This is a genomic window from Enterobacter sp. T1-1 (genome assembly GCF_000710795.1).
GTDB classification, from domain to species: domain Bacteria; phylum Pseudomonadota; class Gammaproteobacteria; order Enterobacterales; family Enterobacteriaceae; genus Enterobacter; species Enterobacter cloacae.
In genome coordinates, this window is sequence record NZ_JALW01000005.1 from 52050 (window position 1) to 67061 (window position 15012).

12 protein-coding genes are annotated in these 15012 nt (G+C 56.7%); 10 read left to right on the forward strand and 2 right to left on the reverse strand.

Features of this window, described 5'->3' with window-relative positions; genetic code table 11:
- The first annotated feature begins 10 nt into the window (after positions 1 to 10).
- From flgD to flgL, 9 genes are all read left to right on the forward strand, one after another.
- On the forward strand, positions 11 to 721 hold the full coding sequence (flgD, locus tag AK59_RS0102565) for a flagellar hook assembly protein FlgD (protein ID WP_013097137.1): 711 nt from the start codon (positions 11 to 13) through the stop codon (positions 719 to 721).
- Between the two features lie 26 nt (positions 722 to 747).
- A complete protein-coding gene (gene flgE / locus AK59_RS0102570; protein ID WP_013097136.1) occupies positions 748 to 1956 on the forward strand; it encodes a flagellar hook protein FlgE in 1209 nt (402 codons plus the stop codon).
- Positions 1957 to 1976: 20 nt separating this feature from the next.
- Positions 1977 to 2732 carry a flagellar basal body rod protein FlgF gene (locus AK59_RS0102575; protein WP_029881955.1) on the forward strand — a complete coding sequence of 252 codons (756 nt, stop codon included), beginning with the start codon at positions 1977 to 1979 and terminating at the stop codon, positions 2730 to 2732.
- Between the two features lie 11 nt (positions 2733 to 2743).
- Positions 2744 to 3526 carry a flagellar basal-body rod protein FlgG gene (gene flgG / locus AK59_RS0102580; protein ID WP_008500810.1) on the forward strand — a complete coding sequence of 261 codons (783 nt, stop codon included), beginning with the start codon at positions 2744 to 2746 and terminating at the stop codon, positions 3524 to 3526.
- Positions 3527 to 3583: 57 nt separating this feature from the next.
- Positions 3584 to 4282, forward strand: coding sequence for a flagellar basal body L-ring protein FlgH (gene flgH, locus AK59_RS0102585; protein WP_003857987.1), 699 nt, complete (start codon positions 3584 to 3586; stop codon positions 4280 to 4282).
- 12 nt (positions 4283 to 4294) lie between these two features.
- Positions 4295 to 5392, forward strand: coding sequence for a flagellar basal body P-ring protein FlgI (locus AK59_RS0102590; protein ID WP_013097134.1), 1098 nt, complete (start codon positions 4295 to 4297; stop codon positions 5390 to 5392).
- Positions 5392 to 6345, forward strand: coding sequence for a flagellar assembly peptidoglycan hydrolase FlgJ (gene flgJ, locus AK59_RS0102595; protein ID WP_020689612.1), 954 nt, complete (start codon positions 5392 to 5394; stop codon positions 6343 to 6345). Before AK59_RS0102590 ends, flgJ begins: the two co-directional genes overlap by 1 nt.
- Before the next feature lie 75 nt (positions 6346 to 6420).
- Positions 6421 to 8058, forward strand: a complete 1638-nt coding sequence (gene flgK / locus AK59_RS0102600) for a flagellar hook-associated protein FlgK (protein ID WP_013097132.1) — start codon at positions 6421 to 6423, stop codon at positions 8056 to 8058.
- 14 nt (positions 8059 to 8072) lie between these two features.
- A complete protein-coding gene (flgL, locus tag AK59_RS0102605; protein ID WP_013097131.1) occupies positions 8073 to 9026 on the forward strand; it encodes a flagellar hook-associated protein FlgL in 954 nt (317 codons plus the stop codon).
- A 75-nt stretch (positions 9027 to 9101) separates the two neighbouring features.
- Here the strand turns inward: flgL and AK59_RS0102610 are convergent, their stop codons facing one another.
- On the reverse strand, positions 9102 to 10316 hold the full coding sequence (locus AK59_RS0102610; RefSeq protein ID WP_029881956.1) for an MFS transporter: 1215 nt from the start codon (positions 10314 to 10316) through the stop codon (positions 9102 to 9104).
- 145 nt (positions 10317 to 10461) lie between these two features.
- Between AK59_RS0102610 and AK59_RS0102615 the strand changes: the two genes are divergently transcribed.
- On the forward strand, positions 10462 to 11364 hold the full coding sequence (locus AK59_RS0102615) for a LysR family transcriptional regulator (RefSeq protein ID WP_050491965.1): 903 nt from the start codon (positions 10462 to 10464) through the stop codon (positions 11362 to 11364).
- A gap of 40 nt (positions 11365 to 11404) precedes the next feature.
- Here AK59_RS0102615 and rne read toward each other — a convergent pair whose 3' ends face one another.
- Positions 11405 to 14509 carry a ribonuclease E gene (rne, locus tag AK59_RS0102620; protein ID WP_029881958.1) on the reverse strand — a complete coding sequence of 1035 codons (3105 nt, stop codon included), beginning with the start codon at positions 14507 to 14509 and terminating at the stop codon, positions 11405 to 11407.
- Between the last annotated feature and the right edge of the window lie 503 nt (positions 14510 to 15012).

The window sequence follows — 15012 nt, forward strand, 5'->3', positions numbered from 1 at the left end:
GGAGACATGCATGTCCATCGCCGTTAATGTGAATGATCCAACGAACTCGGGCGTCAGTGGCGCCAAAAGTTCGACGGGTTCCAGCTCCCTGACGGGAAGTAACGCCTCCGATCTGCAAAGCAGCTTTCTGACGCTGCTGGTGGCACAGCTGAAGAACCAGGATCCCACCAACCCCATGCAGAACAACGAACTGACCACGCAGCTTGCGCAGATCAGTACCGTCAGCGGCATTGAGAAACTCAATACCACCCTCGGCTCTGTTTCCGGGCAAATTGATAACAGCCAGTCCCTGCAGGCTGCGAGCCTGATTGGTCACGGGGTGATGATCCCGGGCACCACGATCCTGGCGGGCACCAGCACCACCGAAGGCAACACGACCACCACCACCACGCCGTTTGGCGTTGAGCTGCAGCAGGCGGCCGACAAAGTCACCGCGACGATCACCGACGCTACCGGCGCCGTGGTTCGCACGATTGATATCGGCGAACTGAAGGCGGGCGTTCATACCTTTACCTGGGATGGCAGCCTGGCCGACGGCACCAAAGCGCCAAACGGTTCTTACAAAGTGGCAATCAGTGCCAGCAATGGCTCTACCCAGCTGGTGGCTCAGCCGCTGCAGTTTGCGCTGGTCCAGGGCGTCATTAAAGGTAGCGATGGCAACAAACTGGATTTGGGTACTTCTGGTACCACCACACTCGACGAAGTTCGGCAGATTATCTAAGCCTTAACACTTATCAGGAGTAAGTCATGGCCTTTTCTCAAGCGGTCAGCGGCCTGAATGCTGCGGCCACCAACCTGGACGTCATTGGCAACAACATCGCCAACTCCGCGACCTATGGTTTTAAATCCGGTTCTGCTTCATTTGCAGATATGTTTGCCGGTTCCAAAGTGGGTCTGGGCGTAAAAGTTGCAGGCATTACCCAGGACTTTACCGACGGCACCACCACCAATACCGGTCGTGGCCTGGACGTTGCCATCAGCCAGAACGGTTTCTTCCGTATGGTCGATGCTAACGGCTCGGTGTTCTACAGCCGTAACGGCCAGTTCAAGCTGGACGAAAACCGTAACCTGGTGAACATGCAGGGGATGCAATTAACCGGTTATCCGGTTGCCGGGACGCCATCAACGGTTCAGACCGGTGCGAACCCACAGCCTATTAATATCCCGACCACGCTGATGGCCGCGAAGGCCACCACCACGGCTTCCCAGCAGATTAACCTCAACTCCACCGATACCGCACCGACCACCGCCTTTGATCCGGCCAACCCGGATACTTACAACAAAAAAGGTACGGTCACCGTCTTTGACAGCCAGGGTAATGCGCACAACATGAACCTGTTTTACGTCAAAGATGCGACCCCGGCTAACTCCTGGAAAGTGTATGCCCAGGACGGTAGCGTGGCAGGCAGCACGGCCTCTCTCGCCACGACGCTGACCTTCAACAACAACGGTACGCTGATCGGCGGTGGCAACATCAACCTGACTACTGCGACCATTCCTGGTGCCACGCCTGCGACCTTCGCCATGAGTTTTGCGAACTCCATGCAGCAGAACACCGGTGCGAACAACATCGTTGGAACCAGCCAGAATGGTTTTAAACCGGGCGACCTGGTGAGCTACCAGATCAACGACGACGGCACCGTGGTCGGTAACTACTCCAACGAACAGACCCAGGTTCTGGGCCAGATCGTGCTGGCAAACTTCGCCAACAACGAAGGTCTGAAGTCTGAAGGTGACAACGTCTGGTCTGCCACGCAGTCCTCCGGCGTCGCGCTGCTGGGTACCGCGGGTTCCGGTAACTTCGGTACGCTGACCAACGGTGCGCTGGAAGCGTCTAACGTCGACCTGAGTAAAGAGCTGGTGAACATGATTGTCGCGCAACGTAACTATCAGTCGAACGCGCAGACCATCAAGACCCAGGATCAGATCCTTAACACGCTGGTTAACCTGCGTTAAGCGGCTAACAGGAAAGCGCAATGGATCACGCAATATATACCGCGATGGGCGCGGCAAGTCAGACGCTCAATCAGCAGGCCGTTACCGCCAGCAACCTGGCGAACGCCTCTACGCCGGGGTTCCGCGCACAGCTCAATGCGCTGCGTGCGGTGCCGGTAGAAGGGTTGTCCCTGCCGACGCGTACGCTGGTGACCGCCTCCACGCCGGGTGCAGACATGACGCCAGGGCAGATGGATTACACCGCCCGCCCGCTGGACGTTGCTCTGCAGCAGGACGGCTGGCTGGCCGTGCAAACGGCAGACGGCGGCGAAGGCTATACCCGCAACGGTAATATCCAGGTCAGTGCCACGGGCCAGTTGACGATTCAGGGGCACCCGGTAATGGGTGAAGCGGGTCCGTTGACGGTGCCGGAAGGCTCAGAGCTGACCATCGCCGCAGACGGTACCATCTCCGCCTTGAACCCCGGCGACCCGGCCAATACCGTTGCGCCCGTCGGGCGTCTGAAGCTGGTCAAAGCGGATGGCAAAGAGGTGCAGCGTGGTGATGACGGTATGTTCCGTCTGACCCAGGTGGCTCAGGCCACCCGTGGCGCCACGCTTCAGGCCGACCCGACCATTCGCGTGATGTCCGGTGTTCTGGAAGGCAGCAACGTCAAGCCGGTCGAAGCCATGACCGACATGATCGCCAGCGCCCGTCGTTTTGAAATGCAGATGAAGATTATCAGCAGCGTTGATGAAAACGCGGGCAAAGCTAACCAACTTCTGGCTATGAGTTAACAGGACTCCCTATGATCAGTTCTTTATGGATCGCGAAAACTGGCCTGGACGCGCAGCAAACCAATATGGATGTGATTGCCAACAACCTGGCAAACGTCAGCACCAATGGTTTCAAGCGTCAGCGTGCCGTTTTCGAAGATTTGCTTTACCAAACCATTCGTCAGCCGGGTGCGCAGTCCTCTGAGCAAACCACGCTGCCGTCAGGTTTGCAGATCGGTACCGGTGTTCGTCCGGTCGCCACCGAGCGTCTGCACAGCCAGGGCAACCTGTCTCAGACCAACAACAGCAAAGACGTCGCCATTAAAGGCCAGGGTTTCTTCCAGGTGCAGTTGCCTGACGGGACCTCTGCCTATACCCGTGACGGCTCGTTCCAGGTCGATCAGAACGGCCAGCTGGTCACGGCTGGTGGTTTCCAGGTTCAGCCTGCTATCACGATCCCGGCGAATGCCCTGAGCATCACCATCGGGCGTGACGGCGTGGTGAGCGTCACCCAGCAGGGACAGGCCGCGCCTGTTCAGGTGGGGCAGCTCAACCTGACCACCTTCATGAACGATACCGGTCTGGAAAGCATTGGCGAGAACCTCTACACCGAAACGCAATCCTCCGGTACGCCGAATGAGAGCACCCCGGGCCTGAACGGGGCAGGGCTGCTGTATCAGGGTTATGTGGAAACCTCGAACGTGAACGTGGCGGAAGAGCTGGTGAATATGATCCAGGTCCAGCGCGCGTATGAAATTAACAGTAAAGCAGTGTCGACGACCGACCAGATGCTGCAGAAACTGACGCAACTCTAAGGTGCAGCCCGGTGCGGTGAATGCCGCACCGGCTCCCTGTTTTCGAAGATGAAGGCAATGCAAAAAAACGCGGCGTTTCGTTATCCGATTCTGACTGTTCTGGCCGTCACCCTTAGCGGATGTGCCTGGATCCCGTCTAAACCATTGGTCCAGGGTGCGACGACCGCCCAACCCGTTCCTGGCCCTGCGCCAGTGGTGAACGGCTCCATTTTCCAGACCGCGCAGCCGATCAACTATGGTTATCAGCCGCTGTTTGAAGACCGTCGCCCGCGTAACGTCGGCGATACCCTGACCATTGTGCTGCAGGAGAACGTCAGCGCGAGCAAGAGCTCGTCGGCGAATGCCAGCCGCGATGGCAAAACCAATTTTGGCTTCGATACCGTACCGCGCTATCTGCAGGGACTCTTCGGCAATGCACGTGCGGATGTTGAGGCGTCTGGCGGCAATACCTTTAACGGTAAAGGTGGCGCGAACGCCAGCAATACCTTCAGCGGCACGCTGACGGTAACGGTTGACCAGGTGCTGGTTAACGGCAATTTACATGTGGTGGGTGAAAAACAGATCGCCATTAACCAGGGCACTGAATTCATTCGCTTCTCCGGTGTGGTTAACCCTCGCACCATCAGCGGCACCAACACCGTTCCGTCCACCCAGGTGGCGGATGCGCGCATTGAGTACGTCGGTAACGGCTATATCAACGAAGCGCAAAATATGGGCTGGCTGCAGCGCTTCTTCCTTAATTTATCGCCGATGTAAGCGAGGTGACCCATGTTTAAATCGATCTTCGCCGTGGCGCTGATGCTGGTGGCAACATTTGCCCAGGCTGACCGCATTCGCGATCTCACCAGCGTTCAGGGCGTGCGTGAAAACTCCCTCATTGGCTATGGTCTGGTGGTTGGCCTGGATGGCACGGGTGACCAGACCACCCAGACGCCATTCACCACCCAGAGCTTGAACAACATGCTGTCCCAGCTCGGTATCACCGTACCGGCGGGCACCAACATGCAGTTGAAAAACGTGGCGGCGGTAATGGTAACCGCTTCCTACCCGGCGTTTGCGCGTCAGGGGCAGACCATCGATGTGGTGGTTTCCTCCATGGGTAACGCCAAAAGCCTGCGCGGCGGTACGCTGCTGATGACTCCGCTGAAAGGGGTGGATAGCCAGGTTTATGCCCTGGCGCAGGGTAACATTCTGGTGGGCGGCGCGGGGGCCTCTGCAGGCGGCAGCAGCGTGCAGGTCAACCAGCTGAACGGCGGGCGTATCACTAACGGTGCAATCATTGAGCGTGAACTGCCGACCCAGTTCGGCGCGGGGAATACCATCAACCTGCAGCTGAACAACGAAGATTTCACCATGGCGCAGCAGATCGCCGACACCATCAACCGCAGCCGCGGCTATGGCAGTGCGACGGCGCTGGACGCCCGTACCGTGCAGATCCGCACCTCAACGGGCGGCAGCAACCAGGTGCGCATGCTGGCCGATATCCAGAACATGGAAGTGAACGTCCCTGTTCAGGATGCCAAAGTGATCATCAACTCCCGTACCGGTTCGGTGGTGATGAACCGTGAAGTGTCGCTGGACAGTTGCGCTGTGGCGCAGGGTAACCTCTCGGTAACGGTCAACCGCTCCGCCAACGTCAGCCAGCCGGATACCCCGTTTGGTGGTGGGCAGACGGTGGTAACGCCGCAAACCCAGATCGATTTGCGTCAGAGCGGGGGCTCGCTGCAGAGCGTACGCTCCAGTGCCAACCTCAACAGCGTGGTGCGTGCCCTGAATGCCCTGGGGGCAACGCCGATGGATCTGATGTCTATTCTGCAATCCATGCAAAGTGCGGGCTGTCTGCGCGCCAAACTGGAAATCATCTGATGCTGACCGATAGCAAACTGTTGACCAGCGCGGCCTGGGATGCCCAGTCGCTTAACGAACTGAAAACCCAGGCAGGCAAAGACCCGGCGGCGAATATCCGCCCGGTCGCCCGCCAGGTGGAGGGGATGTTTGTACAGATGATGCTGAAGAGCATGCGTGAAACTCTGCCTAAAGACGGCATGTTCAGCAGTGATTCAACGCGCCTGTATACCAGCATGTATGACCAACAGATTGCGCAGCAGATGACCGCCGGTAAAGGGCTCGGTCTGGCTGACATGATAGTCAAACAGACCGAAGCCGCGCAGGGGATCCAGCCGAAGGATGAGCCGCAGCAGGTGCCGATGAAGTTCGACCTGCAAACGGTGACCAGTTATCAGAACCAGGCGCTGACGCAAATGGTGCGTAAAGCGATACCGAAGGCGACGGTGAGCAGCGATGAGCCGCTCTCCGGCGACAGCAAAGACTTCCTGGCACAGCTTTCGCTGCCGGCCCGTCTTGCCAGTGAACAGAGTGGGGTGCCACATCACCTGATTCTGGCCCAGGCCGCGCTGGAATCGGGCTGGGGTCAGCGCCAGATCCGTAAAGAAAACGGCGAGCCGAGCTTCAACATCTTTGGCGTGAAGGCGAATGCCAGCTGGAAGGGGCCGACAACCGAGATCACCACCACCGAATATGAAAACGGTGCGGCGGTGAAGATCAAAGCAAAATTCCGCGTTTACAGCTCTTATCTGGAAGCGTTGTCCGATTATGTAGGCCTGTTGAGCCGCAACCCGCGTTATGCCGCCGTTACGCAGGCGGCTACGCCTGAACAGGGCGCGCAGGCCCTGCAAAATGCGGGCTATGCCACCGATCCGAACTATGCGCGTAAGCTCACCAGCATGATTCAGCAGCTTAAATCGATGGGCGAGAAAGTCAGCAAAGCCTATAGCACAGATATCGAAAATCTGTTCTGAAACTTCTCAAGTCCCGGTGGAGGCTGCCGATAACTTTCATCAGGACTCGTGTCTGAACGAATAAAAGGAACCTCCATGTCCAGTTTGATTAACAGCGCCATGAGTGGCCTCAGTGCTGCTCAGGCGGCACTCAATACCGTCAGTAATAACATTTCAAGCTATAACGTGGCAGGTTACACCCGCCAGACGACCGTGCTGGGTGCGTCTAACAGCACGCTGACCGGCGGTGGCTGGGTGGGCAACGGGGTGTATGTGTCTGGTGTACAGCGTGAATATGATGCTTTCATCACCAACCAACTGCGCGCCGCGCAAACGCAGAGTAGCGGTCTGACGACGCGCTATCAGCAGATGTCAAAAATTGACGATGTGCTCTCTGATTCCACCAACTCACTTTCGACGACGCTTCAGGATTTCTTCAAAAGCCTGCAAACGCTGGTGAGTAACGCGGAAGACCCGGCCGCAAGACAGACGGTGCTGGGAAAAGCGGATGGTCTGGTCAATCAGTTTAAAACGAACGACCAGTATCTTCGCGATCAGGATTCTCAGGTTAATACCGCCATCGCTTCAAGCGTTGAGCAGATCAACAACTACGCAAAACAGATTGCGAATCTGAACGATCAGATTTCCCGTCTTACCGGCGTAGGGGCAGGTTCATCGCCAAATGACCTGCTGGATCAGCGCGATCAGCTGGTGAGTGAGCTGAACCAAATTGTGGGTGTTGAAGTGGCTGTTCAGGACGGTGGCACCTATAACGTCTCCTTTGGCAACGGTTACAGCCTGGTGCAGGGGAGCAAAGCAAACCAGTTAGCTGCGGTGAAATCCAGCGCCGATCCGACCCGGACGACTATCGCCTACAGTGATGAGGTGTCCGGCAACGTCGAAATTCCCGAGAAAATGGTCACCACCGGTTCGCTGGGGGGCTTGTTTACGTTCCGCTCAGAAGATCTGGATAAAGCGCGTAACAACCTCAACCAGCTGGCACTGGCCTTTGCGGACGCGATGAATAAGCAGCATGAAGCCGGGTTTGATGCCAATGGCGATGCCGGTGGCAAGCTGTTCGACTTTGGTTCGCCAGCCGTGGTAACCAACAGCCGCAATACCGGTACGGCCGCAATGACGGCCACTGTGGCAGACAGCACCAAAGTGCAGGCCACCGATTATAAGCTGCAGTTTAACGGCACCGACTGGACTATCACCCGTTCGGATAAAACCAGCTTCACCATGGCCCCGGACGCAAGTGGCAATCTCTCCTTTGATGGCCTGAGCGTCAACGTGACCGGTAGTGCGAACGCCAAAGACAGTTTCATCGTCAAGCCTGTTTCTGATGTCATCGTCAATATGGAGCTCAAGTTCAAAGATGAGTCCAAACTGGCTATGGCATCCGCAAGCAACGGCGGCGAGAGCGACAACCGCAATGGCCAAAAACTGCTCGATCTGCAAAACAGTAAGGTTGTTGGCGGCAATAAGACTTTCAACGATGCCTATGCTTCCCTTGTCAGTACGGTCGGCAGCTCAACCGCCGCGCTGAAAACCAGCAGCGAAACGAAAGCGAATGTGGCGACGCAACTGACTAAGCAGCAGCAGTCCATCTCTGGGGTAAACCTCGACGAAGAGTATGGCAACCTGCAGCGCTATCAGCAGTATTACCTTGCCAATGCGCAGGTGTTACAAACTGCCAGCACGCTTTTTGATGCAATTATCAATATTCGCTAAGGCTGAGGTGAAAAATGCGTATTAGCACCCAGATGATGTACGACCAGAACATGCGGGGAATCACCGATTCCCAGAGCAAGTGGCTGAGCTACGGTGAGCAAATGTCCACCGGTAAGCGTGTTAACCGTCCGTCGGACGATCCTATTGCGGCGTCGCAGGCGGTTGTGCTGTCACAATCTCAATCCCAGAATAGCCAGTTTGCCCTGGCGAGAACGTTCGCCACGCAAAAAGTCTCTCTGGAAGATAACGTGCTGAGCCAGGTTAACGCGGCAATTACCAGTGCGAAAGAGAAACTCGTCAACGCAGGAAATGGCACGTTAAGTGATGACGATCGTCTGTCACTGGCGAGTGACTTGCAGGGTATCCGCGATCAGCTGATGAACCTGGCAAACTCAGCGGATGGTAATGGTCGGTATATTTTTGCTGGCTATAAGACCGAAGCGCCACCGTTTGATTCCGTTACCGGTGATTACAACGGCGGAACACAGGCCATCTCTCAGCAGGTTGATACCGCCCGTAATATGGTGATTAGCCACACTGGTCAGCAGATCTTCGAAAGTATTACCAGTAACGCCAAAGAACTGCCTGGCGGCGGTTATGGCGAGACGAATATGTTCAAGATCCTCGACTCGGCCATTTCCGCGCTGAAGGTTCCTGTTGATAACGACTCTGCGGCGGCGGAAGTGCAGAACAAAGCGATTTCTGACGCACAGATCGGCATCACCAATACCCAGAACAATGTCCTTACCGTCGTGGCGGATGTGGGTACCAAGATGAACGAACTGGAAAAACTCGATAACCTGGGCGATGACCGTGCGCTGGGGCAGACTCAGCAGATGAGCGATTTGGTCGATGTTGACTGGAACAGTGCCATTTCTTCTTACATTATGCAGCAGGCTGCCTTGCAGGCGTCCTATAAAGCGTTTAGCGATATGCAGGGTATGTCGCTGTTCCAGTTGAACAAATAACATCTTTACCTCTTAGAACATGTCTTGAAACTGGGCATGTTTTGACTGCCCAATCCGTCTGGATTGGGCATTTTTTTAGGCGATGTCTGCCTGCACGGCGCTGACGCGAGCGCTCTCAATCAGGCGAATGACCAGCGCAATGACGCCGCATACCGTCGCAAGCGCGACCACCCCAGCCCATCCTGCCAGCGTATAGATATTACTGCCCAGCGCAGAGCCCAGTGCCATGCCGATGAAGATTACCGTAAAGAGCAGGGCGTTCAGGCGTCCACGGGCCTGCGGCTCAAGGCTATACACCAGATTCTGATGCGCCACCAGGCTTGACTGCAGACCCAGATCGAACCCGACGGCGGAGAGGGCAATCAGGATGAGCTGTCCATGAAGGCCCAGCGCGGGCATCAGGAACATCAGGGCAAATGAAACGGTCACGAGAAGCGCACCGAGCTGCGTGACTTTTCCGGCGCCCAGCTTATCGGCCAGCCCTCCCGCCAGCGGGGCGGCTAACGCACCTGCAGCACCTGCAATACCAAATCCCCCCGCGACCGCACTTCCTAAGTGATAACGTTCCAGCAGCATCACCGCCAGCGTGGACCAGAAGGCGCTAAAGGCAATCGACAGAAAACCCTGAGCCAGCGCCGCGCGGCGCAGAGCCGGATAACGACGCCACAGGTGTTCCATAGAACGCAGCAGCGCCGGATAGCTCAGGGTGGAGTGGATGGCAAACCGCGGGAGTACGGCCCACATCACAACGCCGATAAACGCAATGCTTGCGGCAGCCAGCTGGTACATGACGCGCCAGCCAAAAGCCTCACCTACCACGCCGCTGACGGTTCGGGAGAGCAGAATACCCAGCAACAGACCGGTCATCACCGTGCCGACGGTTTTCCCCTGTTTGCCTTCCGGCGCAAGGATTGCAGCGGCAGGGACGATATCCTGCGCCATGGTGGCGGCCATGCCAATAAGCAGACTTGCCAGCAGCAGGGAGTGGATTTGTCCGGTCAGGCTACAGCCAAGCAGAAATAGCGCCAGGGCTGCACTTTTTATCAGGATCAGTGTTCTGCGGTCGTGGCGGTCGCCGAGCGGCAGCAGGAACAGGATCCCCAGAGCATATCCTGCCTGGGTAAGCGTCGGGACCATGCCCATTCCTTCGATACTCAGATGCAGGTCAGCGCCCATCAGCGGCAGCAGAGGCTGAGCATAATAGATGGATGCCACACTGAAGCCCGCACCGAGCGCCAGCATTAAGATGACCCAGCGGCTTACGGCATGGGCGGCGGATGTTGTGTTCATAAGATGTTCCTCATTCATCGTGTGTGGCTATTTTTTATCAGCACGCCTTGCAGCGGTAGCGGGCCCGGTGGTAAAACGCTTATACGTTTAGCGTATAGGCAAAAAGATGATTAAAAGAGTTGAGCGTATAGACAGGGTGGAGCTAATGCGCACGTTTGTTCGTATTGTTGAGGCCGGGTCCCTCTCTGCGGCGGCACGGCAGCTGGCAACCACCCAGGCCACGGTGAGCCGACGGTTGCAGTCGCTTGAGACGATGCTCGGTGTGCGCCTGATATTGCGCACTACTCACACGACGCGTCTGACGGATGACGGCGAGCGCTGCTATCAGCACGCCCGTCGGGTGATTGACAGCTGGCTGGCACTGGAAGATGAGGTAGGGCAGACAGAAGACGAACCGGTGGGCGTCCTGCGGGTACGCGCCCCGCACGCGTTTGGTCAGGATCAGCTCCTGAAACCGTTAACCGAATTTCTGCAGCGTTATCCGCAGCTTTCTATTGAGTGGATGCTCAACGACCGGTCGGCTGACTTTCTCGGCGACAACCTTGACTGTGCGATTCGGGTGGGCGTCGAGGTTGACCCGGCGACCGTGTCCGTGCTGCTGGCTGAGGTGCCGCGCTCGGTGGTGGCTTCTCCGGCATTGCTGGCCCGTTTTCCGGCGGTTAACACCCCGGAAGATTTGCAGCAGCTTCCCTGGATAGCTATCAGCTCTTTCTACCAGCGCCATGTGGAGCTTTTTCACCATGCCTCGCCAGCCACCGCGCGCGTGGCGATTACTCCCCGCCTCAGTACCGACAGTCTGTATGTCGCACGCAATACGGCTCTCACCGGGCTTGGCGTGGCGGTGGTATCAAGCTGGACGGTTCAGGAGGATATTCGGGAAGGGCGGCTGGTGCATTTACTGCCCGAGTGGCAGCCGGCGGCGTTACCGGTGCATCTGGTTTACCCCTGGTCCCGTTACTATCCGGCGCGCTTGCGGCGTTTTCTGGAGTTGATGCGGCAGATCATGCCGGAGGTCACTGGAATGAGAAAGCCGCTACAGCAGCCATAAAAAAGCCGACCCGAAGGTCGGCTTTCACACTTAGGTTGCGTTATTCAACCGACTGCGGACGGGTTGCTGGTGCAGTAGCCTTGTGCGTAGCACTGTGACCACCGGCAGCACCTTTACCTTCGAAGTTGAACTCCGGGCGAACCCAGTCGCTGTGACGCGGTGCTTCAGGCACATACTCAGGCGCAGGGGCGCGAGTCATCGGTGCTGTGGCAACGTGCGCAGGCGCTACGGCAACCTTCACCGGCTCGGGTTTCACTTCCGGCGCTTTCGCTTCTTCAACAACAGGTTCAACCTGAATCTCAACGTCCTGCACAACCTCTTCGGTCGTGGTTTCAACGATGGTTTCAGCGGTTTCTTCCACTGCGGCTACAGGTTCAGCCTCTTCAGCGACTTCTTCAGCTACCACGGCATCTTCTTCGGCAATAAGCTGCGGCGCGGCATCAACCGGCGCAGCAATCACTTCTGGATGGGTGGTTTCGACGTCCACAGCGTGAGGTGCTTCAGTTTCAACAACCTGTGGTTCAACCACTGTTGCCGCTTCCGTTACAACCTCTTCTACCGCTGCTGCTGGTGCTGGTGCAATCACCTCTTCGGTCACTGCCTGTTCTTCAACAGCCTGTTCCGGGCGAGCAACAGGGTAGCGGATCCAGACTTTACCGGATGCCATTTCAGGTGACGCGCACGCCACGGTCATTGGCATTGGGGACTGCGTTGGGTAACGCTCGTCACGGTAGCGACGACGACGCTGACCGCTCACGCGCAGATGACGCGGAGAACGGCGCGAGCGACGTGGCATACCCGCGTTGTCACGGTTTTCACCGTTTTCATCCTGCTCTACCTGATTTTCCACGACGGCCGGGAGGTCAACTTTCGCAACCTGCGTGCCCGTTGTGGTTTCTGTCACTTCGGCTGCGACAGCTGCGGTTTCTTCTGCCTGAACAGCACCGACGCGCACTTTCTGAGACAGCTGGCGCTGCTTACGACGTGGCATAACCTGAGTACGTTCTTCCTGCTCGGTCTCCTGCTGCTCAGCAGGCTCTTCGCGATTCAGGTTTTTAACGTCCTGCTGCGCCTGGCGTTTTTCGTCGTTACGGCGACGGTTACGCTCACGGCGAGGCTGCTGCTCGTCGCGCTGTTTGCTCTTCTCGGACTCATCGCCCGCCTGCTGGCGAATTTCACGATCTTCAACGTTCTGCTGTTGTTTCTCGCGACGGTTGCGACGGTTGTCTTCGCGTTGCTCACGGCCTTCATTGTTGTCCGAACGGTTGTCACGACGCTCGTTACGGTCGCTGCGGTCATTACGATCGCGGCGGTTGTTCTGACGCTTACGACGGTCCTGCTGACGCTCAGGTTTAGCCGCTTTAGGTTCTTCTTTCGGCTGCTCAGGCTGAACTTCTTCACCTGCGAACATTTTCTTCAGCGCGCCAAAGAAACGGCTCAGCAGACCCGGTTGTACTGGCTCGGCTTTTGCCGCCACTGCCGGTTTTTGTGCCGCAGGTTTAGCCGCTGGTTTTTCCAGGGCACTTTCTGGCGGAGCTTCCGGCATGATGAAGGTCGCTAACGCAGGCTGTTCTGGCAGTTTACGCTCGGCTGGCTCTTCATCAGATGGCAGCGCCATCTCTTCTTCATGCAGCTTCGGCAGCAGGTAGCTGAGCGTGCTGGTCTCTTCGCCTTTACGGACACGCAGCACGTGATAGTGCGGCGTTTCCATCTGGTCGTTTGGCACGATGATGCAGCGAACGCCGCCCTGGCGCGCTTCAATGGCACTCACCGCGGCACGTTTTTCGTTCAGCAGGTAGGAGGCAATTGGCACCGGAACAATGGCGTGAACCTCTTTGGTGTTCTCTTTCAGCGCTTCTTCTTCAATCAGACGCAGAATAGAGAGAGACAGAGATTCGTTATCACGAACGGTCCCGGTACCGGAGCAGCGTGGGCAAACGTGATGGCTGGATTCGCCCAGAGACGGGCTCAGGCGCTGGCGGGACATCTCCAGCAGGCCAAAGCGTGAAATATGGCTAATCTGGATACGCGCACGATCCTGGCGCACCGCTTCGCGCAGACGGTTTTCAACCGCACGCTGGTGACGAACAGGGGTCATGTCGATAAAGTCGATAACAATCAGACCACCCAGGTCGCGCAGGCGGAGCTGGCGGGCGATTTCATCAGCGGCTTCAAGGTTGGTGTTGAAGGCGGTCTCTTCGATATCGCCGCCGCGCGTCGCACGTGCGGAGTTGATGTCGATAGCGGTCAGCGCTTCTGTGGTATCGATAACGATAGAACCGCCGGATGGCAGACGGACTTCACGCTGGAAGGCGGACTCAATCTGGGATTCAATCTGATAGTGGCTGAACAGCGGGATTTCGCCGGTGTACAGTTTGATTTTGCTGGTGAAGTCCGGACGACCCAGTGCGGCGATGTGCTGGCGAGCCAGCTCAAGCACTTTCGGGTTGTCGATGAGAATTTCACCGATATCCTGACGCAGATAGTCGCGGAAGGCACGTACAATAACGTTACTTTCCTGGTGGATCAGGAACGGAGCAGGGCGGCTTTCTGCTGCTTTCTGGATAGCTTCCCAGTGCTTCAGACGGAAGCTTAAGTCCCACTGCAGCGCTTCGGCAGATTTGCCCACACCGGCGGTACGCACGATAAGACCCATGCCATCCGGCAGTTCAAGACTGGCCAGCGCTTCTTTCAGTTCGGTACGGTCATCGCCTTCGATACGGCGAGAGATACCACCCGCACGCGGGTTGTTTGGCATCAGTACCAGATAACTTCCTGCCAGGCTGATAAAGGTTGTCAGTGCGGCACCTTTGTTGCCGCGCTCTTCTTTATCAATCTGAACAATCACTTCCTGACCTTCACGCAGAACATCTTTGATATTCGGACGGCCATGAGCGTTGTAGTTAGCAGGGAAATATTCGCGGGCGATTTCTTTCAGAGGGAGGAAACCATGACGCTCAGCACCGTAATCGACAAATGCAGCCTCAAGGCTTGGTTCAATGCGGGTGATTTTACCTTTGTAAATGTTCGCTTTTTTCTGTTCGTGTCCAGGACTTTCGATATCCAGATCGTACAGGCGCTGCCCATCCACAAGGGCGACACGCAACTCTTCTTGCTGAGTTGCGTTGATTAACATTCTTTTCATCGTAACTTACTCGTTATTCTTACATTGACGACAAAGCTGCGGGCAAGGTGACGCTTTCCGGGGTATGAACCGATGGCCTCGTGTCTATTCACGTCGCCAACCTCACGGTTGTCGCTCGCTTAAGAGGCGCAGAGTGTCGGTTGCCTGTGTTTCATACGGAAACACAGCGCAATTATCAGGGGAATTGCCTGGGTAGAACTCTCCAGAGAACAATCCTTATACCGGGAAGTACTGCAACCCGCAGCCCGCTAACTGCCTGAAAGATCAATACGTCTTACGCCATTGCTGCGTGGATGATCGGTCAGACAAAATTGGTCATTCCGTCGACATCCTTACAAAACCCGGATTTAACGCGGAAAACGGCTTCATTATTCCACTGCTCGCCGGGTTATAGCAAGATGACTTTTACCAATTATCACCCGGTTACTCACAGTTTCTTCACTTCAGGATGGTGATTGGTTTAATAACCACCAAATCGATTGCGCGAAACCGGGGCAGGCCGG

Bases quoted from the DNA above. Each gene is read 5' to 3' on its own strand.
- rne (WP_029881958.1), bottom strand. From the start codon at position 14,509: ATGAAAAGAATGTTAATCAACGCAACTCAGCAAGAAGAGTTGCGTGTC.
- flgJ (WP_020689612.1), top strand. From the start codon at position 5,392: ATGCTGACCGATAGCAAACTGTTGACCAGCGCGGCCTGGGATGCCCAG.
- flgD (WP_013097137.1), top strand. From the start codon at position 11: ATGTCCATCGCCGTTAATGTGAATGATCCAACGAACTCGGGCGTCAGT.
- flgE (WP_013097136.1), top strand. From the start codon at position 748: ATGGCCTTTTCTCAAGCGGTCAGCGGCCTGAATGCTGCGGCCACCAAC.
- AK59_RS0102610 (WP_029881956.1), bottom strand. From the start codon at position 10,316: ATGAACACAACATCCGCCGCCCATGCCGTAAGCCGCTGGGTCATCTTA.
- flgK (WP_013097132.1), top strand. From the start codon at position 6,421: ATGTCCAGTTTGATTAACAGCGCCATGAGTGGCCTCAGTGCTGCTCAG.
- flgL (WP_013097131.1), top strand. From the start codon at position 8,073: ATGCGTATTAGCACCCAGATGATGTACGACCAGAACATGCGGGGAATC.
- AK59_RS0102590 (WP_013097134.1), top strand. From the start codon at position 4,295: ATGTTTAAATCGATCTTCGCCGTGGCGCTGATGCTGGTGGCAACATTT.
- AK59_RS0102575 (WP_029881955.1), top strand. From the start codon at position 1,977: ATGGATCACGCAATATATACCGCGATGGGCGCGGCAAGTCAGACGCTC.
- flgH (WP_003857987.1), top strand. From the start codon at position 3,584: ATGCAAAAAAACGCGGCGTTTCGTTATCCGATTCTGACTGTTCTGGCC.
- AK59_RS0102615 (WP_050491965.1), top strand. From the start codon at position 10,462: ATGCGCACGTTTGTTCGTATTGTTGAGGCCGGGTCCCTCTCTGCGGCG.
- flgG (WP_008500810.1), top strand. From the start codon at position 2,744: ATGATCAGTTCTTTATGGATCGCGAAAACTGGCCTGGACGCGCAGCAA.